Below are 20,383 nucleotides of genomic sequence, written 5' to 3'. Positions count from 1 at the left end.
GAAGGATGAAGTGTGCTTTAGTTACTGGTGGATCTAGAGGAATTGGAAGAGCAATTTGTATTAAACTAGCTCAGGAATTAGGTTATCATGTATTGATTAATTTTCAGCATAATGAGAATGCAGCAAAGGAAACGCTTGTTGGCATTGAGGCGACAGGTGGAACTGGAACTATTTTAAAATTTGATGTGGCAGACCATGCGGCAGTCACCAATGCCCTATCCCAATGGGAAGCCAGTCACCCGGAAGCCGTTATCGAGGTCATTGTCAACAATGCTGGTATTGCCAAGGATGGTTTATTTATGTGGATGTCCAGCGAAGACTGGTCTTCAGTCATTAACACGACTGTAAACGGTTTCTATCATGTCACACAGTTTTTCATACAAAAGCTTCTTCGCCAACGTTATGGTCGTATCATCAATATTATTTCAGTCTCTGGCGTCAAGGGAACACCGGGCCAGACCAACTATTCAGCTGCGAAGGCCGCTTTGCTAGGTGCTACCAAAGCATTAGCACAAGAAGTCGCCAAACGGAACATTACGGTCAATGCTGTAGCACCAGGGTTTATCCATAGCGATATGACAGCTAATATGGATGAAAAAGAATTAAAAAAATTGATACCCGCAAATAGATTTGGTGAGCCCGAAGAAGTTGCCAACTTAGTCAGCTTTTTGGCTTCTTCAAAAGCGGGATATATTACAGGCGAGGTGATTAACATAAATGGGGGAGTTTATTCGTAAAGCTATGGAACAAAGAGTAGTGATCACGGGTATGGGGATATATTCCTGCTTAGGAACATCTTTGGATGAAGTAAAGCAATCTCTTCAAGCAGGAAAATCGGGTATAATCTTCGATACCGAACGTAAGCAATTTGGGTTTCGCTCAGCACTGACGGGTGCTGTACCCCTACCTAATTTAAAAAATGAATTAAACCGTCGCCAACGGATGTCCATTGGCGAAGAAACCGAATACGCCTATCTGGCGACGATGGAAGCCTTAAAAAATGCGGACATTGATGATACTTATCTAGATCAACATGAGATCGGCATCTTATATGGTAATGATTCGGTATCTAAAGCAATCATTGAGGCCGTTGATATTGTCCGCGAAAAAAAAGACACCAGCCTTATCGGTTCGGGGGCAATTTTCAAATCAATGAACTCTACGGTGACCATGAACCTCTCCACCATATTCCGATTGAAAGGAATCAATATGACGATTTCAGCAGCCTGTGCTTCGGGATCTCATTCCTTGGGTCTGGGATTCAATTTAATAAAAAGTGGAATGCAGGACATGATTATATGTGGCGGCGCACAAGAGATCAACAAATATGCAATGGCCAGTTTTGATGGTCTAGGGGTATTTGGAAATGATGCTTTACCGGCTACAACAGTTTCGCGCCCTTTTGACAAAGACCGTTCTGGCTTGGTGCCTTCGGGTGGAGCAGCTACGTTAATTATCGAAAGTTATGAATCAGCAATACGTCGAGGCGCGCCTATCCTCGCCGAAATACTCGGTTACGGTTTTTCATCCAATGGCGGTCATATCTCTACGCCAAACGTCGACGGGCCAGCTATAGCTATGCAACGGGCGATTAAACAAGCGGAAATCAGTCCCACAGATATCGCCTACATCAACGCGCATGCGACATCAACACCTGTAGGTGATGCAAATGAAGCCCAAGCGATCCTGCGTGTATTTGGTGAAAACCAACCTTTCGTCAGTTCTACAAAATCAATGACTGGACACGAATGTTGGATGGCTGGCGCCAGTGAAATCATCTACTCCAATATTATGATGCTAAATGATTTTATTGCCCCAAACATTAATTTCGAAAATCCAGATGAGCATTCGGCCAAATTAAATATTGTTAAGAAGACATTATTTAAAGAATTTGATCTATATTTGTCCAATTCTTTTGGCTTTGGGGGAACTAACTCCGCCTTAGTTATTAAAAAAATTAAAGATTAACTTATAAAAATGATTTCTGAAAAGATTAACGAAATACTTGTTGATGAGTTTGAGGTGGATGTTGACGTAATTCAGCCGAATCTAAATTTAAAAGACACTTTAAATCTAGATAGTTTGGACTACGTCGATCTTGTCGTTATCATTGAGTCCAATTTTGGTGTTAAATTAGTAGAATCAGATTTTGCGAACATTCAAACCTTTCAAGACTTTTATGATCTTTTAAAACGTAAAACCGGTGAAAACTAAGCCAAACTTTACTGATGAGCCACTGGAAAGGACAATCCAAAGGTAGTGTCTTAGGATATAGAATTTTTGTCTTCTGTATTCAAAAGCTGGGAATCCGCACAGCATATCTGCTGTTGGTATTCGTGGCTTTTTATTATTTTATAACGGCCTGGAATAGCAATCGATCGTTGTACTATTATTTAAGATATCGTCTCCGATATTCCCTTGGGGCAACAGTTATTGGTTTCTACAGAAGTTACTTCACATTCGGTAAAGTACTTATTGACAAAACCGCGATCTCTGCCGGAATGCGCAACAAATTCACTTATGAATTTGATGGGATAGATATATTAAAATCCGCATTGGAAAGGAAAAATGGTGGTATCCTGCTCTCAGCCCATATCGGTAACTTTGAAATTGCATCCTATTTTCTGGAAGATATTAATATTGAAAACCGGATCAACCTGGTAATTTCAGATCGGGAACATCAAGCAATCAGAGCCTATCTATCAAAAGTAGCCCGCAAATCTTCCATAAAATTCATTGTTATCCAAGAAGACCTCTCCCATGTTTTTGCAATAAATGAGGCACTGACCAATAACGAATTGATTGTCTTTACTGGTGATCGCTATATGGAAGGAACCAAAACACTCCGCGCTCAGTTGCTTGGGAAAGAGACCCAATTTCCGGCGGGACCTTTTTTGATTGCCTCCAGACTTAAAGTACCTGTTATTTTCGTATATGTTATGAAAGAGCCCAATCTTCACTATCACTTATATGCGTGGGAAGTTGAAATCAGGCACCGTGACGCCCAAGGTCTGCTACAATTCTATTGCGAATCCCTTTCAACTATGATAAAAAAACATCCACTTCAATGGTTTAATTTTTTTGATTTTTGGAAAGATTATTCCAAATAAATCCGCTATCCACCAGCATATTATTTATTCTATCGAACAAAAAAAAGTAATGATTAAAAGTTACACGCTTTCAAAAAGCACAGCGTAATTTGCAACTACTGTAAAAAAACTATTACAGTAAAAATTAACACCAAATATCCCTCTCTAAGCCGCATTTCATCCATTATAATGCCTTACAAGCAATTTTGAAGCTTCCGTAATCCCTGATTTTGTCTTTAAATTACTACCTTTGGTGCAACTTTAATATAAATGACAGCAAGCCCATTTCCAATAACCGATAGCATATTATTGCAGGAATTGCTTCCGCATCGAGCTCCTATGATAATGATTGACACCTTATATGATTTTACGGACACTACCGTGCAAGCTGGCTTAACTATTCAGGAAGATAATATTTTTGTTGAAGATAGGATATTCCTCGAAGCTGGTATTTTAGAACATATGGCCCAATCCATTGCTCTACATACTGGTTACAGTTTCTATATCCAGCAAAAGGCTGCTCCAATCGGTTACCTCGGTACAATAAAAAGTATTGCTATTGATTATTTTCCGATGGTTGGTGAAGATATATCGACCAACGCTACAATATTGCAGGAATTTATGGGAGTCACACTTGTCTCAGTAGAGACCTTCATCGGAGATAGACGCATCGCCTATGCCGAGATAAAAAGTGTAATAGCGTCTTAACTATGGCAAAAAACAAATTACCAGAACCAGTTAATCAGGTCAGCTGGACAAGTCCTTTACGTATACGTTTTAATGAAGTCGATTCGTTAGGAATAGTATGGCATGGTCATTATATCAGTTATTTTGAAGATGGCAGAGAATCCTTCGGAATCGAACATGGATTGACTTATCTGGACATTCATCAGCAGGGCTATACCACGCCTATTGTGAAAAGCACCTGCGAGCACAAATTGCCTTTACGGTATGGCGAACATGCACGCATTGAAACCTGCTTGGTTGATTGCAAAGCGGCAAAAATAATCTACCGTTACCGCATTTTAAACGATGACAATCAGATTGTCTGTTTAGGCGAAACAATCCAGGTTTTTTTGGATGCATCCGGAAACCTGCAGTTGTATCTCCCAGAATTTTTTCAACAGTGGAAAAACTCGCTCCATTTTTCCAACAGATGAGAAAGGTATATATAGGCCCTTACAATTGCATATCCCCCTTGGGTTGTACGCTTGAAGACACATGGAGCGCTGTTCTCGAGGGGAAATCAGGTATTACTCTTCAAGAACCAATCGGCGAAATTCCCAATACTTATGCTGCTATAATTGCCAGGGATGAACTCGACAGCTACTTCACAGCGCAACTACAGGATATAAAATTAGCTGAAGCTTTCAGGTTCACAAAGCTGGAAAAACTGATGATTTCGGCGCTGTTACCAATAGTCAGAAACCTTGATATTACTACGGAGACCGAATTGATCATTTCCACAACAAAAGGTAATATTGCCCAATGTGATGGCAAAGATAAGGATGGTGTAGCTGCTAGCCTCCCTGCACTCGCACAGCGGATAGCATACCTATTTGGCTTTAAACGTAGCCCTATCGTTATCAGTAATGCCTGTGTCTCGGGTCTACAGGCTATTTCAACGGCTAAACGACTTATCCAGATGGATTATTGCAAAGATGCTGTCATTGTTGCCTCCGATTTGGTGAGCGAATTTGTCCTTTCGGGATTCCGATCGTTTCAGGCACTCAGTGATGGGATTTGCAGACCCTATGATGAAGACCGAAAAGGCTTGAATCTAGGTGAAGCGGCAGCAGCGCTCTATATCAGCAAACAACCAATTCCAGGCCAAAAGCGACAATTCTATGTCGCTGGAGAAGCCTCAATCAATGACGCAAACCATATTTCTGGTCCCTCACGTACAGGAGAAGGTCTGAAGTGTAGCATAGAACGAGCTTTAGCCGAAGCCGCTACCTTGCCGGAAGCGGTCGATTTTATCTGCGCCCACGGAACCGCCACAGTATATAATGATGAAATGGAGGCCATAGCACTGCATCGTACGAAACTGGCCGACAAACCGATCAATAGCCTGAAAGGCTATTTTGGACATACATTGGGTACTGCTGGACTCATAGAAACCATTCTCTCCCTGGAGTGTTTACGAAATAATATATTATTACCCAGTTTAGGTTATCAAAAACAGGGAACCTCATTGCCGCTGGCGGTGATCACAGAAACAATTCACAAGCCACTCTCCCGCTGCCTGAAAACAGCATCTGGATTTGCGGGCACCAATACGGCAATACTGTTTGAGAAGGAGATCTTATAGATGGAACGTAAATATCATATCAGCAAGCACTGTCGTATTGATCATCATGGTGTACTTTACAATGGTCAACCCTTGTCAGCAGAAATATCAACGGAATTTTCCATCTTTTCGAAGGCGTTTTATTATTCGCTGGGAACGACTTATCCCAAGTTTTTTAAAATGGATAATCTTAGCAAATTAGCCTGGCTTGGTGCTGAGCTATTGCTAAAAGAGGAGCTTTCCAAAAATATTGCCATCGTGTTATCAAATCGTTCCAGCAGCTACGATACAGATTTAAAGCATGTACATACGATCAGCAACACGGAACAATACTACCCAAGTCCTGCAATTTTTGTTTACACTTTACCAAATGTCTGTATCGGTGAGATTGCGATTCGACATCATCTGCAAACGGAGAATATATTTTTTGTTTCGGAGCAGTTTGATAGCCAACTCACAGTAAACTACTGCAATTACCTTTTAAACAGCAATAGAGCAGAAAAAGTAATGTGCGGTTGGGTAGAATATTTGGAAGAAAACTATAAATTGGTTTTGTATCTTGTGGAAAAAACAGGCAATTTAGCGCATGATTTAAACGTCGTAAGACAATTAATGTTATAAAGGAATGGAAGAATTGAAATCTGAATTAAAAGCAAAGATAATAGAAGCATTAAATCTGGAAGAGATTGCGGTAGAAGACATTGAAAACGATGCTCCTCTGTTTGGAGATGGCCTTGGGCTCGATTCGATCGATGCATTGGAATTAACCGTGTTATTGGATAAAGATTATGGCATCAAAGTGACTGATCCAAAAGTTGGAAAGACAATTTTTCAGTCCATTGACACCCTTGCCCACTATATTTCAGAAAATAGAACAAAATAACCCATGAATAATGCGATTGCTGTTACCGGAATGGGAATGATTACCGCTATCGGAGATGACGTAGCGCAAAACTATCATTCATTACTCCGGAAACAGCATGGTATTAAACCACTTCAGCATATTGCGGGAAAACATCAAGCGGGCACCCTTGTTGGTGAAGTCCCTTGGACAAACCAGGAGCTAGTAGAAAAGTTGGGAACTACCGTTCCGAAATACAGCTCACGCACAAGTTTATTGGCCGCCATTGCTGCCAAGGAAGCCCTGACACAAGCAGCGATAACAGATCTAGGAAATATACCCGTTATTATGGGCACATCTGTCGCCGGAATGGATATTTTCGAACAATACTTTCCACATTTAAATGGCGATAGAACGCTCATACAGAGAAGAGATGTGGGAGATTCGGCGTCTGCGCTTTCAAAATTACTGGGTGGTAATGGATTTGCTACAGCGATCAGCACAGCATGTTCTTCGGCGGCCAATGCGATTAGTTTTGGAGCCCGTTTATTACTTTCAGGTCGTGCAGAACGTGTTTTGGTTGGCGGTTCAGATGCTTTATCGCGGTTTACAATCAATGGATTTGACAGCTTGATGCTCCTATCTGACAAGCCTAATCGACCATTCGACCAGAATAGAAACGGATTAAACCTCGGTGAAGGTGCAGGCTTTCTGGTACTAGAGTCTGCTAAAGCACTAGAAAAAATACCTAAGCCTATATTAGGTTACCTTACGGGATTCGCCAATGCGAATGATGCTTTTCATCAAACAGCTACCTCAGACAGCGGTGAAGGGGCTTATTTGGCGATGAAAGAAGCTTTAACAATAAGCCGGTTGGCTCCTGACGCAATTGATTATATCAATGCACATGGAACAGCAACAGAAAATAATGACCGAACTGAGGCGATTGCCATACAGCGTATATTCGGGGACAATGTTCCTTCTTTTAGTTCAACAAAAGCTTATACAGGCCATACATTAGGGGCCGCCGCTGGTATAGAGGCGATTTATGCCTTACTGGCAATCCAGCATCAATTGGCTTTTGCCAATTTAAGGTTTGAAACAGCAATGGAACAACCTGCACTACAGCCAGTAACCGATCATCGATCATCCTCCATCAAACATGTCCTCAGCAACTCTTTTGGATTTGGCGGAAATTGCTCAACTTTAATTTTTTCCGATGCAGAAAGTTTATATTAATGGTAGCAGCGTCGCTGTCATTAACTCAGCTCAGCTGGATACTACAGAACAGTGGATAAAGATCAACTTACCAAAAATAGATAGCGAGCTAGTCCCCCCTGCTGCCACAAGACGCATGTCCAAGGCCGTAAAAATGGGCATTATCTGCGGGATGGAAGCGATGCGGCAAGCGGACTGCCCCAATCCTGATGGTATATTGGTCGGTACAGGTAAAGGTTGCCTGGTTGACTCTGACAAATTTCTAAAAGCGATCATTGAACAAAAAGAGGATTTCTTATCTCCTACGGCCTTTATCCAGTCTACTCATAATACCGTCGCAGGGCAAATTGCATTACTGACCAAAAATTCAGGTTATAATATGACCTATTCTCAAGGTCGAATATCCTTTGAATCCGCCGCATTAGACGCCTATATCCAGCTTACAATGAATGAACACATCTCGCTATTGGTCGGTGCCGTTGACGAGCTTTCAGATATTAGTATTGAAATAAACAATGCAATCGACAGAGATCAGATAAACGATACAAACGACATTCAAACTGAAGGTGCTGGTTTCTTTGTATTTTCCAATCAAAAAGACAGCCACACCCTCGGCGAATTAAAGGATATCGACATCTATCGTAATACTGCTGATCACTCATCGGAAAAACAAATCGGCGAATTCATTAAAAGAAACCAGCTGACTATAAATCAAATAGATACCATTATCTATAGTTCAACAACAGTAGAAGCCCCCTTTAGCACCGGATCACCAATATTGGAGAAAATCAACAAAATAAAGTATAATTCTCAAACCGGAATATTCGACACCGACATTGTGTTTGCTTTTGATCTGGCTTTAAAACGACTGAACGATCAAACCTTCTCAACATCGATCAGTCTAAATGAAGGTAAAATACAACATGATCGAAATATTCTTATCTGTAATTTTGGAGAACAAAACAGTTTAATGCTGTTATCAAGATGCTAAATTTTAGAAATACAACATACGGATGCATTGCACTACTTTTAATTGCAATATTACTATGGAAAGAATATCAGCTCTATTATCCATTCCTTGTTGTATTGCTACTATATATCGGCACATTATCCTGGGGGGCTTTTGACCTCCGGTTGAATTTCTTTATGCACTCCACCTGTGACCGTAAGACAAGTACGAATCAAATCGCCATCACCTTTGATGATGGTCCTAGCCCCTATACGCTGGAAATTCTGGGTTTATTAGATCAGTACGGTGTCAAAGCCAGTTTTTTTTGTATCGGCTCGCAGGTACTCAAATATCCCGAAATAGCAAAACAAATTGTTATGCAGGGACATGTTATCGCCAACCATAGTATGAATCATCCTAATTCGATCGGTTTCTTTTCTAGTGACAGCGTTGCTGTTGAAATGAAACATGCAAATCAGGCGATTGAGAAAATCACAGGAAAGAAAGCATTGCTGTATAGACCGCCATTTGGCGTCAGTAATCCGCATATTGCAAAAGCACTAGGCTATTGCGCAATGACATCGATCGGCTGGAGTATCCGCTCTTTGGATACCCTAAATCGAGACGAAAATAAAATTTTCAAACGCATAAAGAAAAGACTCCGTCCCGGTAAGATTATTTTGTTGCATGATACATCCCAAAAAACGGTCCATGTTGTTAAAAGTTTATTGATAGAATTACAGACAAACAAACTAGAAGCGTTAAATTTAGAAGATTTCTTAAATCAAAAAGTATATGAAAACTAAGCTCATTCTACTCATTATTTGTTTATTTCATTTTGCTTACACAAAAGCGCAAGAAGAAGCCATGTCCAATGCTGAGATCAGCAACTTCAAACAAACGGTAGTAGCCGAAGCACAAAAAATTAAAACATTAAAAACAGACTTTGTGCAATACAAGCACCTAGATTTTTTGTCGAAGGAAATTACGTCCAGCGGATCAATGCTCCTAAAAAATCCAAATAAATTATTGTGGAAATATAATAAGCCCATTCAATATGGGATTCTTTTCAAAGACAATAAAGTGCTCATAAATGATCAAGGTAAGAAGAATAAAGTGGATCTGGGCAACAATAAGAAATTTGAGAAAATCAATAAAATGATCATTGGCAGTATCAGCGGCGATCTTTTTTCGGCAAATGATTTCAATATCACATTTTATAAAAATAAAAACCAGCGGATTGCGAAATTATCGCCCAAAACCAAAGAATTGTCCACTTATATACAGACAGTTATTCTTTATTTTAATAATCAGCAGCTCACGGTATCTGAAGTACAATTAATAGAACCATCTAAAGATTACACAAAAATTGTTTTCAAAAACAAACAGATCAATCAACCCATCGATGATGCGTCATTTAGCTTTTAGTACACTGCTCCTATTGCTCCTAACCGGCTGTAAGGTATACTACCCAAACCATACACAGCAGGATTACAAACAAGCGGATACAGTTATTCAGAACCCTTATTTTGCAGATCTAAATGATGAACGTCTCTATCGGGCAACGATCCGCTTTTATAAAAAAGAGTTCTCAGGCATGTTTGTGGCTAAAAGAATAAATCAGCAGGAACACCGCATTGTGCTTACCTCTGATCTGGGGAATACACTCTTTGACATGACGATTGCCAAGGATAAGCATCAGCTCAACTATATCATGCAGGATCTTAACAAAAAGATCATCATCAATACACTTGTTAAAGACTTTAGGACCTTAACACAAGTGAATTACCCAATTACATACCAAGATTCATCTTCACGAAAATTTTTAAGCAAAATGGATGGGAAGCGATATTTTTTGGATCTAAACGATCAGGGGAAATTAACCAAAATTGAAACCGCATCTAAATATAAACCAAAACTCAAAATCCAATTGAGCACTGATTCCATCGGCAAACTCGATAAGTTTAGTATGCAGCATTATGGTATCAAGTTGCAAATGGATTTTGTAAATATTCCATTTTAACTGACTTGATACACAACTCAGCTTACGAAAAATAAATAAAGCTGTATATTTGGGACATGGTTTTAGCAGACTTTTATAAGATACATGGACGTCGATTGAGTGCAGATGGAAAACACTTGTTGGAAATAAGTCTTAATCCGAATCATTCTATTTTTAATGGACATTTTCCGGACAGACCGGTTACACCGGGGGTATGCATGTTACAGATCATTAAAAATATAAGTGAAGATTTACTTCAATCAAAGCTGCGTATGAGCGCAGCAAAAAACATTCGTTTTTATGCGATCATAGATCCTTTTGCTCATCCAAATCTAAGTTTAGAATTAGCAATCAAAGAAGCTGATACCATCCAGATCAAAGCCAATTGCTCTTTTAACGAAACTATCGCATTAAAAATGGAGCTCTTTTTTCATCGCTATACTAATTCCATTTAAATAGCTATGTTCAATTTGCAACCTATCCGTGAAATGGCGATCCCAGCAGATGTATGTGTACTAATTCCTACATACAACAATGCAAAAACTTTGCAGCGGGTTCTGGAGGGAGTATTGTTCTACACCGCACAGGTCATCGTCATCAATGATGGTTCAACAGATGCTACAGTCGAAATTTTGGCAAAGTATCCATCCATTGAGATACAGCATCTTGATAAAAACTCGGGTAAGGGAAAGGCATTGCGAATAGGTTTTAACTTGGCGAGAGAGCAAGGTTTTCACTATGCAATAACAATAGATTCAGATGGGCAGCATTTCCCCGATGATCTTCCAACATTTATTAATGCCCTTGACCAGAGTGATGGTCGGGTTCTATTGATTGGTGAACGTCAGATGGATCAGGCCGGAATACCAAAAAAAAGTAGCTTTGGTAATAAGTTTTCAAACTTCTGGTTTTGGTTTGAAACGGGCATCAAGCTCGCAGACACGCAATCTGGATATCGTTTATATCCGCTGGACCTCATACCTAAAAAACTATTTACCAACAAGTTTGAGCTCGAAATTGAAGTAATTGTTCGCTCGGCATGGAAGGGTGTTAACGTAAAAAATGTGCCCATTAAAATACTTTACGACCCCTCGGAGAGAGTTTCCCATTTTCGACCATTTAAAGACTTCACCCGGATCAGTATACTTAATACATTCCTGGTATTGATCAGCCTACTTTATATATTCCCGAGAAATGCTTTCCAGAGTTTCAAAAAAAAAAGCTTTAAGCAATTTCTAAAAGAGGACATTCTAGGCACCAATGATTCGGATCTAATTAAATCTATCTCCATCGCATTGGGTGTATTTATCGGCATTGCTCCAGTCTGGGGGTTTCAGTCTTTTCTGTCCATCTTTCTCGCTTCCATTTTTAGGCTTAACAAAGGACTCTGCTTTGCCTTTTCAAATGTCAGTATTCCCCCTATGATACCATTGATCATTTGGGGATCTATACAGACCGGCAAACTGATCATTCCGAATGCCAGACCACTGCGAGATTATAGCAATATTAATTTCCAATCCATATCTGAACACTTTCTGCAATATCTCTTTGGTAGTCTTGCTCTAGCCCTGTTTACCGCTGTTCTATTTGGACTTTCATCATTTACTCTATTAAGGTTAAATCAACGACGTTAATATGCAGCACTATTTCTATCAGCTCTATTTATTTTTTAAGAAGAAGCCCTATATTGCCTGGTTAATTGCACTATTTTTTTTGGTTGCCACCGGATTTTTTGCTTTGAAACTGAAATTTGAAGAAGATATCACCCGGATAATACCGAAAAACGAACGAACAAACGAAATAGCCAAAATATTAGCGCAACTAAAATTTTCTGATAAAATCAGTGTTATCATCGAGCGGGAGAAAGATGCTTCAATTGATGATATGGTTGACATGGCCAACTCTTTTTCAGATAGCATCGTGCCTCTTGCCCCCTACTATCAGGCTATCCAAGGACAGATTAGTGACGAAGAAATGGAGAACACCATGAAATTCGTCTACGGGCAGTTGCCTACCCTGCTTGATGAAAACGATTATAAATCAATCGAAGAGCGACTTTCCAGCGATAGCATAGCCCAGACAGTTGCGGCTAATTACGCGGCATTAATTTCCCCCACCAGTATTATCGCAAAATCTTTTATACAGCGGGATCCATTGGGAATTGGTTTCTTAGCGCTAAAAAAATTCCAACAACTCAATATCGCCGGTGATTTTCAGCTCTATAATGGTTATATTATCACGAAAGACTCAAGCAAGCTATTACTCTTTATTAATCCGAAATATTCGGGTTCAGAGACTGAACATAATGTCCTTTTTGTCGACGGACTCAACCGGATCAAAAAAGATCTCAACCAGCATTATAGCAAGAAATCCAAATTAAGTTATTTTGGAGCTTCACTGGTGGCTGTTGCCAATGCAAAACAAATCAAAACGGATATCCAGACAACGATCCTTATTTCGATGAGTCTATTGATGCTGATTTTGATTCTTTTTTATAAGAAAATACAAATTCCCGTCATCATCTTTATCCCATCATTATTTGGGGCATTATTAGCGCTCTCATTTCTCTACTTTCTGAGAGGTACTATTTCGGCTATATCGATCTCCATCGCAGCGGTCCTGATAGGTATTACCATTGATTACGCGCTCCATATCATGACGCATTTCAAACAAACGCACGATATCAAGCATCTGTATAAAGAAATCACCAAACCGATATTGATGAGTGCCGGAACGACAGCTGTATCTTTTCTCTGCCTCTTATTTGTCAATTCCGAAGCGCTGAAGGACTTAGGAATTTTCGCATTTATTGCTATTCTTTTTTCAGGAGTTTTTTCCTTGATTCTCATTCCACATATATATAAGCCCAATAATAAACGTTCGGATGATAAAAATCATCTTATCGATCGCATATCCGCTTTCAGTTTCGAGAGAAATAAAATCCTACAGGTCTTTAGTTATCTGTTGGTTGCTGTTAGTTTATTCACTTTTTGGCGGGTGGGTTTCAATAAAGATCTGTCGGCATTAAACTTTTTCCCAAAGGAGCTTCAGGAGGCAGAGCAAAAGCTCGAAAATTCTGCGCAACAGCAAAGAAAATCATTATTCTTAATAAGTTACGGTAATAATTCCGAACAGGTTCTTTCCGAAAATACCGTCTTATATCACAGGTTAAAGCAAGATACAACAATCACATCCATTAGCTCAATAGGTGAAATTGTTTTATCAAAAAAGGATCAGGAGGCAAAAATTGCACGATGGAATGCCTTTTGGATTGAGACACGTAAAAAAGAAATCCGCAGCAATCTTGTCCGTTCAAGCGCTGCCTTTGGATTTAAGCCCGATGCATATCAAGCTTTTTTTGATCTATTGGATCAAAAATACTCAGCCATATCATTAGCTGAGTACCGCACGCTAAATAGTGGTATCTTATCGGAGTATCTGAGTTCAAAAAATGGATTTCTTACAGCAAATACTGTCGTAAAAACAAAGGAAAAATACAGAGAAAATCTGATCGGGCAATTCAACAACAAAACTACTGTTGTGATTGACCGAAAAGAGATGAACGAAACTTTTCTGGGCCAGCTCGTAAATGATTTCAATACCTTGGTTAATTACAGCTTTATCGCGATATTTATTATTCTCTGGTTGTCTTTTCGTCGTATTGAGCTGACATTGGTCAGTATGATCCCCATTGCATTGACAGGATTGGTCACTGGTGGACTCATGGGTCTATTTCATCTTGAATTCAATATTTTCAGCACGATCGTATGTACATTAGTATTCAGTCATGGTGTGGATTTTGCGATATTCATGACAGCGGCCTTACAAAAAGAATACAGTACCGGCAAAGATGAGATGCCAACCTACCGTACATCCATTCTCCTTGCCGTATTGACCACAATTCTGGCTATCGGTGCACTAATTTTTGCCAAACATCCGGCGTTAAAATCTATTTCCGCGGTCTCCTTGCTCGGGGTAACCGCCGCCGTTTTAAACACCTTCGTTCTCTATCCTATTATTTTTAGGTTATTGTTTAGCCGTAGGCCAGCAGCAGGTCGTTCTCCATTGACGCTGCGTTTGCGATTATTCGCTCTCTTTTCCTTTAGTTATTACATCATCGGAAGTGTTGTTTCCGGTTTTATTTTCAGTCTTGTCCGCAACCGAGCCCTGATAACAAGGCTCATGTCCCGCTTTGGGGATTCCGTCCTAAAATCAAATCCTTTTGTCAAAAAGCAGCAATTCAATCCACACGGAGAAGATTTCAAAAAACCGGCGATCATTATTGCCAATCACAATTCCTTATTGGATACTTTGCTGATCGGGCGTTTAATGCCAAAATGCATTTTTGTCACCAACGAATGGGTTTATAACTCACCAGTATTTGGAAGAGTAGTTCGGCGGGCCGGATTTTTGATGTTAGATGATGATTTAGAAAAGACCAAAACAATATTAAAGCAACGGATAGACGAAGGGTTTTCTATCGTTATCTTTCCTGAAGGTACACGATCGGCGACCAATGACATACAACGATTTCACAAAGGAGCATTTTATCTGGCCGAACAATTGCAATTGGATATCATCCCAATTTACATCCATGGCGCTGCAGATGTATGTCCTAAAGGCGATTTTATTATCTATGACGGTACATTAAGCACAGTCATAGGGAAAAGGATACCTGCCACAGATCAGCAATTTGGTAACAATTATACCCTGCGTTGTAAAAATATCAGTCGCTTTTTTAAACAACAATTTGCGGATATTAGAAATGAGTTTGAAAATCCAGCTTATTTTAGAGAAAAAATCAGTTTAAACTATCGTTATAAAGAAAGTGAAATAGAAAAAGCCAGCCTAAACGCCTTTGACCGCTTTCAGACATCCTACGCTGCATGGAATAAATTCATTGCAGCAAATGCAAAAATTTTGCATATTGGAGACAATTATGGTCATATTGAATTTTTGTTAACCATGCAACAGGCGCAACGGCAAATAGAAACCTTTATCCGGGATTCAGAAAAACGCATTATTGCGGCAAATAACTATTTGGTTCGAAAACGTAAACTAACCTATCTAAAACATCTTGCTGAAAGTCAATTAAAACTGGATGTAGTGATTTTCGGGAGCAACGACGAAAACTATGAAATTGCGGATTCAGTACAGACGATCATATATTATGATGTTGTACAAGCACGGAGCTACCTAGGTTTTGAACAGATATTTAGTGACCAGCACAGTTATGTATTAAAGAGAAAAACGAATGGGTAAGGTCTATGATAGTGTGATCATCGGTTCAGGCCTCGGCGGTCTCGTTACCGCTGTACTGCTGGCCAGATTTGGGCGCAAGGTATGTGTCATTGAAAAGAACAATCAATATGGTGGCAATCTACAGACCTTTGTACGCGACAAGGAGATCTTAGATACTGGAGTACACTATATTGGCGGGCTAGGTGAAGGTGAAAACCTGTATAAATATTTTGATTACCTGGGCATCATGCAGGATCTAGCCATCCAGCGCATGGATATCGATGAATATGACCGAATTTCATTTGAAGGAGATCCGATCAATTACCCGCACGCTCAAGGTTATGATAATTTCATCAATCAATTGCTCCCCTATTTTCCGGAAGAAGAAGAAGCTTTAAGAAATTACTGCAAAAAAATACAGGAAATCTGTAACTCCTTTCCGATGTATAATCTTCGGAAAAGCTTTGGATTCAATGAAACCGTCCTAGGGACCTCATTAAAATCTTTCCTAGATGAGCTGACCGACAATGAACTACTTAAAGCTGTTCTTGTTGGTTCCAATTTCTTATATGTTGCCAAGGCCGAGAGTACGCCGCTTTATGTCCATGCGCTGACCATCAACTCCTATATTCAATCTGCTTGGCGATGTATAAATGGAGGAAGTCAAATCGCAAAATTACTGATACGCCAATTGCGAAAATATGGTGGTGATATCTTGAAAAACAAAGAAGTCATTGCTGTAGAAATGGAGGATCAGTTGATTAAAGCCGTACGTACAGATGATCAGCAATTGATTTATGCAAATGAATTTGTTTCAAATATCAATCTTCGTCATACTTTTGCGATGCTACCTGAACGTTTTCAGAAACAGGCCTATGTCAAACGTATCCACAGCCTCCCCCTGAGTCCTTCTGTATTTTCGGTCTACATCGTCTGTAAGGATGATCTTATTCCCTACCAAAACTACAATATATACCATTATAAAAATATAAAGTCAGTGTGGTATGATCACGATCAATCGCCTTTGGTCATCTCCATGAGCCGTAACGATCAAGATCAAACCTTTTGCAGTACGATGACCGTCATGTGCTATATGATGGCAGCAGAAGTACAGCAATGGGATGAAAGCTTCAATCGCTCGATTATACAGCAACTGAGTACCAGAGGAGATAGTTATGAAGCATTTAAAACCGCAAAAGCCAATCAAATTATTGAAGAGCTGCAGCATTTGTTCCCGAATATAAAGGATGCAATCCGATCAGTCCATACCTCTTCCCCATTGACCTATCGCGACTTTATTGGCGCGGAAGAAGGCAACATGTATGGTTACCTGAAAGAGCACCAATATCCCTTGAACAGCTTGATTTCTACAAAAACAAAAGTCAAAAATTTATTTTTGACGGGGCAAAATGTCAAGATGCATGGTGTATTGGGCGTTACGATTACAGCCTTCTCCTGTTGCTTAATGATGCTTGGAAAGGAATTTGAAGATGACCTATTTAAAGAAAACGATGAGACAGCTGTGGCTAACGATCTGGATACTATTGCTATTTAGTTCATGTACACTGAATGGTGCACTGAAAGAAAAAGCTAAATTTGAAACACAGACTATACCAGAACTGAAGTTATCCGATTCTGGAAGCAATTACATTGCTGTAGACAGTAATTTCCTATTACAGAATAGACAGGGACTTTGGGAACTCTATGTCACTGGAAATCCAATGGAAATCGGGTTAAAAACAGGATTATTGACACGATCGTTATATGCCTATCAGGAAGATGCATTCTTTTCTAAAATACAGGAATTTATCCCCTCCACGAAGAAACAGAAATGGATGATGCGACTGACAAAAATTTATAATCGTAAGATCCATAAATATATCCCATCGGAATATAAAAAGGAGATTTTTGCTTTGTCAACCTATGCTTCACCACGTTATGACGCCCTAATGGATCCCTATCAACGTAGTCTTTTTCTACACGGTGCACACGATCTGGGTCATGCTTTTCAGGATCTTGCTTTGGTCGGCTGCTCCTCTCTGGCGGCCTGGGATCAGAAGTCCGCGGATGGAGGCCTAATTATCGGCCGAAATTTTGATTTTTATGCCGGGGATGATTTTAGTAAAAATAAGCTCATTTCCATTGTTAAACCTGATTCTGGCTATGCCTTTCTTTCCGTCGGCTGGGCTGGGATGATCGGAGTTGTCTCCGGAATGAATGGTGCAGGACTTACAGTGACACTTAATGCGGGGAAATCTTCTATTCCTTGGGCTGCAAAAACCCCAATATCTATAGTGGCAAGAGAAATTCTCCAATATGCACGAAATTTTAAAGAAGCGATTGCAATTGCAAAAAAGCACCCCATTTTTATTTCTGAATCATTGATGATTGGTTCCGCAGATGAAGGAAAAGCAATTTTAATTGAAATGTCACCACATAAATTTGATGTATACGAATCTGAAAACACGAACCATCTGTTGTGCACGAACCATTTTCAAAGCCCTGCATATCGTTCGGACAAGCGCAACCTAAAGCAAATTGAGGAAAGCCACAGTACCTATCGCTATCAATTGTTGACAGCGCAGCTACAGGAACATGACAAACTCACTCCTAATGAGGTCGCAACCATATTAAGGGACCGGAATGGTTTAAAAAATAAGGAAATAGGATTAGGCAACGAAAAGGCACTAAACCAGCTTTTAGCACATCATGGCATTGTTTTCCAACCCGAAAAACGTCTTGTCTGGGTATCAGCAAACCCTTATCAGCTCGGCGAATTTGTCTGTTATGACCTAAACAAGATATTTGACAGTACTTTACATCAAGCCGGCCATTCGGTGTCAAGTGCAGGATTGAATATCCCTCAGGATCCGTTCTTAAATAGCAAGTCATATCAGGATTATGAGCAATATCGCATTTTAGACCGTATTATCGACCATAAATTAAAGACCAAAGAATCGATTTCTGAATCGGAATGGCAGGACTATCAAGAATTAAACCCATTGTTTTGGGCAGTTTATTATAAAAAAGGAAAATACTATTTCGATCAAAAAAGATACGGAGAAGCATTGGACCAATTCCAACGGGCTAATGCACTTGAAGTAACAACCGCGGTTGATCAAAAAAATATTGCTTCATATATCCGAAAGATCGAAAAGAAAGGAGATCATCGATGAACCCAAACATAGAACAAGCAAGTATTGAGGAAATAACCAGCTTTCAAGATGAAAAGCTCAGGACTGTTTTAAACTACTTAAATACACATTCGAGTTATTACAGACGATTATTCAAAACTGAAGCGATCAATATTCAAAGCATTCGCGGTATCAGAGACCTGCCCTTACTTCCAACCACATCCAAAGAACAGCTGCAACAGTTCAACTGGGATTTCTTATGCGTTCCCCAAGATCAGATTATTGACTATTCTACGACTTCAGGGACATTAGGTACGCCGGTTGTATTCGGACTTACGGATGCAGATCTGGAGCGGCTTGCCTACAATGAAATGATTTCATTTCAACGTGTTGGTATACAAAAGGGCGATCGTGTGCAGATCATGACAACCTTAGATCGTCGTTTTATGGCGGGTCTGGCCTACTTCCTCGGTCTCCGTAAAATTGGCGCTGGAATACTCCGTATCGGAGCCGGTATACCACAAATGCAATGGGATTCAATACAACAGTTTAAACCTAAATTTCTCGTTGTTGTTCCTTCGTTCCTACTTAAAATGATCGCCTATGCCGAAGAGCACAACATCGATTACAATAATAGCTCTGTGAAAGTGGCTATTTGCATTGGTGAAAATCTCAGAACAGCCGAATTAAAAGATAATGAACTGGCCAAACGTATTCAGGAGAAATGGAATATTGACCTATACTCCACCTATGCTTCCACCGAAATGAGTTCGGCATTTACTGAATGTGAAGCTTTCAATGGTGGTCATCAGCATCCAGAATTGATTATTACGGAAATACTGGACAACGATGGCAATGCCGTACCTGATGGGCAACTTGGTGAGCTCGTTGTAACAACTTTAGGTATTCAAGCAATGCCATTATTGCGCTATAAAACCGGTGATATGGTTAGACGGCATGCCGCCCCCTGCACCTGTGGCAGAAACAGCTATCGAATAGGTCCAGTCGAAGGAAGAAAACAGCAGATGATCAAATATAAAGGAACCACCTTGTTTCCTCCGGCAATGTTTGATGTATTAGCCAGTTACAAAGAGATTGAACATTATCAGATTGAGATATCTAGCACAGCAATTGGAACCGACGATATTCGAATTTTAATCGCTACCAAACAAGAAAATGCCACTTTATTAAAGGAAATAAAAGATAGTTTTCAAGCTAAATTACGTGTAATTCCTACAGTGGAATTTGAACGGGAAGAGATACTAATTAGCAAAATCTATAATCCACTGAACAGAAAACCGACGTATTTGCGTGATAAAAGAGAGCAGTAAATCTGGTAAAAATGAACAATAAGCTCAATAAAAGAAAACGATAATTTGACTATTGACAACTTAATCGCGCAAATCTGCTTTAAATAGGCCTATCATTAACGGCCTTTGTTCTGTAGTCAGCAAAAAAATTAAACGATCAGATTTCGATATTCAATCCATCTTGCCTGATGAAAACAGGTTACAATATCCTAATTAATCAAGGCGAATGGAGCTTACTTTCACGCATAATATTAATAGACAAAAAGTTAGCGCAGAAAAGCGGAATGACGCAAATTATAAAAGCGGGGA

The 20,383-nt window shown here is 39.7% G+C and carries 20 protein-coding genes; all 20 read left to right on the top strand.

Annotation, left to right across the window (positions count from 1 at the left end):
- The first annotated feature begins 5 nt into the window (after nt 1-5).
- The 20 genes from fabG (at nt 6) to OGI71_RS02105 (ending at nt 20,095) form a co-directional block, all read left to right on the top strand.
- Entirely contained in the window at nt 6-737 is a 732-nt protein-coding gene (fabG, locus tag OGI71_RS02200) for a 3-oxoacyl-ACP reductase FabG (RefSeq protein WP_282253666.1), read from the top strand.
- Between the two features lie 4 nt (nt 738-741).
- On the top strand, nt 742-1,968 hold the full coding sequence (locus OGI71_RS02195) for a beta-ketoacyl-[acyl-carrier-protein] synthase family protein (protein ID WP_282253665.1): 1,227 nt from the start codon (nt 742-744) through the stop codon (nt 1,966-1,968).
- A gap of 9 nt (nt 1,969-1,977) precedes the next feature.
- Nucleotides 1,978-2,214: an acyl carrier protein gene (locus OGI71_RS02190; protein WP_282253664.1), complete on the top strand. Its 237-nt coding sequence runs from the start codon at nt 1,978-1,980 to the stop codon at nt 2,212-2,214.
- A 14-nt stretch (nt 2,215-2,228) separates the two neighbouring features.
- The gene (locus OGI71_RS02185; RefSeq protein ID WP_282253663.1) at nt 2,229-3,110 is read left to right on the top strand and encodes a hypothetical protein; all 882 of its coding nucleotides are present in this window, start codon (nt 2,229-2,231) and stop codon (nt 3,108-3,110) included.
- 249 nt (nt 3,111-3,359) lie between these two features.
- Nucleotides 3,360-3,797, top strand: coding sequence for a hypothetical protein (locus OGI71_RS02180; RefSeq protein WP_282253662.1), 438 nt, complete (start codon nt 3,360-3,362; stop codon nt 3,795-3,797).
- Between the two features lie 2 nt (nt 3,798-3,799).
- Nucleotides 3,800-4,249: an acyl-CoA thioesterase gene (locus OGI71_RS02175; RefSeq protein WP_282253661.1), complete on the top strand. Its 450-nt coding sequence runs from the start codon at nt 3,800-3,802 to the stop codon at nt 4,247-4,249.
- Nucleotides 4,246-5,400, top strand: coding sequence for a beta-ketoacyl synthase N-terminal-like domain-containing protein (locus OGI71_RS02170; protein ID WP_282253660.1), 1,155 nt, complete (start codon nt 4,246-4,248; stop codon nt 5,398-5,400). Before OGI71_RS02175 ends, OGI71_RS02170 begins: the two co-directional genes overlap by 4 nt.
- Nucleotides 5,401-6,000: a hypothetical protein gene (locus OGI71_RS02165; RefSeq protein ID WP_282253659.1), complete on the top strand. Its 600-nt coding sequence runs from the start codon at nt 5,401-5,403 to the stop codon at nt 5,998-6,000.
- A 4-nt stretch (nt 6,001-6,004) separates the two neighbouring features.
- Nucleotides 6,005-6,262 carry a phosphopantetheine-binding protein gene (locus OGI71_RS02160; RefSeq protein WP_108633207.1) on the top strand — a complete coding sequence of 86 codons (258 nt, stop codon included), beginning with the start codon at nt 6,005-6,007 and terminating at the stop codon, nt 6,260-6,262.
- A 3-nt stretch (nt 6,263-6,265) separates the two neighbouring features.
- Complete coding sequence (locus tag OGI71_RS02155) at nt 6,266-7,459, top strand: beta-ketoacyl-[acyl-carrier-protein] synthase family protein (protein WP_282253658.1); 1,194 nt, start codon at nt 6,266-6,268, stop codon at nt 7,457-7,459.
- Nucleotides 7,440-8,429: a beta-ketoacyl synthase chain length factor gene (locus tag OGI71_RS02150; protein WP_282253657.1), complete on the top strand. Its 990-nt coding sequence runs from the start codon at nt 7,440-7,442 to the stop codon at nt 8,427-8,429. The genes OGI71_RS02155 and OGI71_RS02150 overlap by 20 nt, the downstream gene beginning before the upstream one ends.
- Entirely contained in the window at nt 8,423-9,193 is a 771-nt protein-coding gene (locus tag OGI71_RS02145) for a polysaccharide deacetylase family protein (RefSeq protein ID WP_282253656.1), read from the top strand. Before OGI71_RS02150 ends, OGI71_RS02145 begins: the two co-directional genes overlap by 7 nt.
- Nucleotides 9,183-9,815 (top strand): outer membrane lipoprotein carrier protein LolA, encoded by a 633-nt coding sequence (locus tag OGI71_RS02140; protein WP_259180681.1) that lies wholly within the window; start codon nt 9,183-9,185, stop codon nt 9,813-9,815. The genes OGI71_RS02145 and OGI71_RS02140 overlap by 11 nt, the downstream gene beginning before the upstream one ends.
- Nucleotides 9,793-10,410, top strand: a complete 618-nt coding sequence (locus tag OGI71_RS02135; RefSeq protein WP_282253655.1) for a hypothetical protein — start codon at nt 9,793-9,795, stop codon at nt 10,408-10,410. The genes OGI71_RS02140 and OGI71_RS02135 overlap by 23 nt, the downstream gene beginning before the upstream one ends.
- 56 nt (nt 10,411-10,466) lie before the next feature.
- Nucleotides 10,467-10,844, top strand: a complete 378-nt coding sequence (locus OGI71_RS02130) for a hypothetical protein (protein WP_282253654.1) — start codon at nt 10,467-10,469, stop codon at nt 10,842-10,844.
- Nucleotides 10,845-10,850: 6 nt separating this feature from the next.
- Complete coding sequence (locus OGI71_RS02125; protein WP_282253653.1) at nt 10,851-12,023, top strand: DUF2062 domain-containing protein; 1,173 nt, start codon at nt 10,851-10,853, stop codon at nt 12,021-12,023.
- 1 nt (nt 12,024) lies between these two features.
- The gene (locus OGI71_RS02120) at nt 12,025-15,651 is read left to right on the top strand and encodes a 1-acyl-sn-glycerol-3-phosphate acyltransferase (RefSeq protein WP_282253652.1); all 3,627 of its coding nucleotides are present in this window, start codon (nt 12,025-12,027) and stop codon (nt 15,649-15,651) included.
- The gene (locus tag OGI71_RS02115) at nt 15,644-17,185 is read left to right on the top strand and encodes an NAD(P)/FAD-dependent oxidoreductase (protein ID WP_282253651.1); all 1,542 of its coding nucleotides are present in this window, start codon (nt 15,644-15,646) and stop codon (nt 17,183-17,185) included. The genes OGI71_RS02120 and OGI71_RS02115 overlap by 8 nt, the downstream gene beginning before the upstream one ends.
- Nucleotides 17,142-18,806 carry a C45 family peptidase gene (locus OGI71_RS02110; protein WP_282253650.1) on the top strand — a complete coding sequence of 555 codons (1,665 nt, stop codon included), beginning with the start codon at nt 17,142-17,144 and terminating at the stop codon, nt 18,804-18,806. Before OGI71_RS02115 ends, OGI71_RS02110 begins: the two co-directional genes overlap by 44 nt.
- A complete protein-coding gene (locus tag OGI71_RS02105; protein WP_282253649.1) occupies nt 18,803-20,095 on the top strand; it encodes an AMP-binding protein in 1,293 nt (430 codons plus the stop codon). Before OGI71_RS02110 ends, OGI71_RS02105 begins: the two co-directional genes overlap by 4 nt.
- Nucleotides 20,096-20,383: the final 288 nt, after the last annotated feature.

The sequence above is a fragment of the Sphingobacterium sp. ML3W genome (assembly GCF_029542085.1).
In the GTDB taxonomy this organism is placed as follows: domain Bacteria; phylum Bacteroidota; class Bacteroidia; order Sphingobacteriales; family Sphingobacteriaceae; genus Sphingobacterium.
Note: the sequence above shows the minus strand (reverse complement) of the source record. Positions and strands in the feature narration are given on the sequence as shown.

Bases quoted from the DNA above. Each gene is read 5' to 3' on its own strand.
- OGI71_RS02165 (WP_282253659.1), top strand. From the start codon at position 5,401: ATGGAACGTAAATATCATATCAGCAAGCACTGTCGTATTGATCATCAT.
- OGI71_RS02105 (WP_282253649.1), top strand. From the start codon at position 18,803: ATGAACCCAAACATAGAACAAGCAAGTATTGAGGAAATAACCAGCTTT.
- OGI71_RS02195 (WP_282253665.1), top strand. From the start codon at position 742: ATGGAACAAAGAGTAGTGATCACGGGTATGGGGATATATTCCTGCTTA.
- OGI71_RS02180 (WP_282253662.1), top strand. From the start codon at position 3,360: ATGACAGCAAGCCCATTTCCAATAACCGATAGCATATTATTGCAGGAA.
- OGI71_RS02135 (WP_282253655.1), top strand. From the start codon at position 9,793: ATGATGCGTCATTTAGCTTTTAGTACACTGCTCCTATTGCTCCTAACC.
- OGI71_RS02140 (WP_259180681.1), top strand. From the start codon at position 9,183: ATGAAAACTAAGCTCATTCTACTCATTATTTGTTTATTTCATTTTGCT.
- OGI71_RS02175 (WP_282253661.1), top strand. From the start codon at position 3,800: ATGGCAAAAAACAAATTACCAGAACCAGTTAATCAGGTCAGCTGGACA.
- OGI71_RS02145 (WP_282253656.1), top strand. From the start codon at position 8,423: ATGCTAAATTTTAGAAATACAACATACGGATGCATTGCACTACTTTTA.
- OGI71_RS02150 (WP_282253657.1), top strand. From the start codon at position 7,440: ATGCAGAAAGTTTATATTAATGGTAGCAGCGTCGCTGTCATTAACTCA.
- OGI71_RS02160 (WP_108633207.1), top strand. From the start codon at position 6,005: ATGGAAGAATTGAAATCTGAATTAAAAGCAAAGATAATAGAAGCATTA.
- OGI71_RS02170 (WP_282253660.1), top strand. From the start codon at position 4,246: ATGAGAAAGGTATATATAGGCCCTTACAATTGCATATCCCCCTTGGGT.
- fabG (WP_282253666.1), top strand. From the start codon at position 6: ATGAAGTGTGCTTTAGTTACTGGTGGATCTAGAGGAATTGGAAGAGCA.
- OGI71_RS02125 (WP_282253653.1), top strand. From the start codon at position 10,851: ATGTTCAATTTGCAACCTATCCGTGAAATGGCGATCCCAGCAGATGTA.
- OGI71_RS02185 (WP_282253663.1), top strand. From the start codon at position 2,229: ATGAGCCACTGGAAAGGACAATCCAAAGGTAGTGTCTTAGGATATAGA.
- OGI71_RS02155 (WP_282253658.1), top strand. From the start codon at position 6,266: ATGAATAATGCGATTGCTGTTACCGGAATGGGAATGATTACCGCTATC.
- OGI71_RS02110 (WP_282253650.1), top strand. From the start codon at position 17,142: ATGAGACAGCTGTGGCTAACGATCTGGATACTATTGCTATTTAGTTCA.
- OGI71_RS02130 (WP_282253654.1), top strand. From the start codon at position 10,467: ATGGTTTTAGCAGACTTTTATAAGATACATGGACGTCGATTGAGTGCA.
- OGI71_RS02190 (WP_282253664.1), top strand. From the start codon at position 1,978: ATGATTTCTGAAAAGATTAACGAAATACTTGTTGATGAGTTTGAGGTG.
- OGI71_RS02120 (WP_282253652.1), top strand. From the start codon at position 12,025: ATGCAGCACTATTTCTATCAGCTCTATTTATTTTTTAAGAAGAAGCCC.
- OGI71_RS02115 (WP_282253651.1), top strand. From the start codon at position 15,644: ATGGGTAAGGTCTATGATAGTGTGATCATCGGTTCAGGCCTCGGCGGT.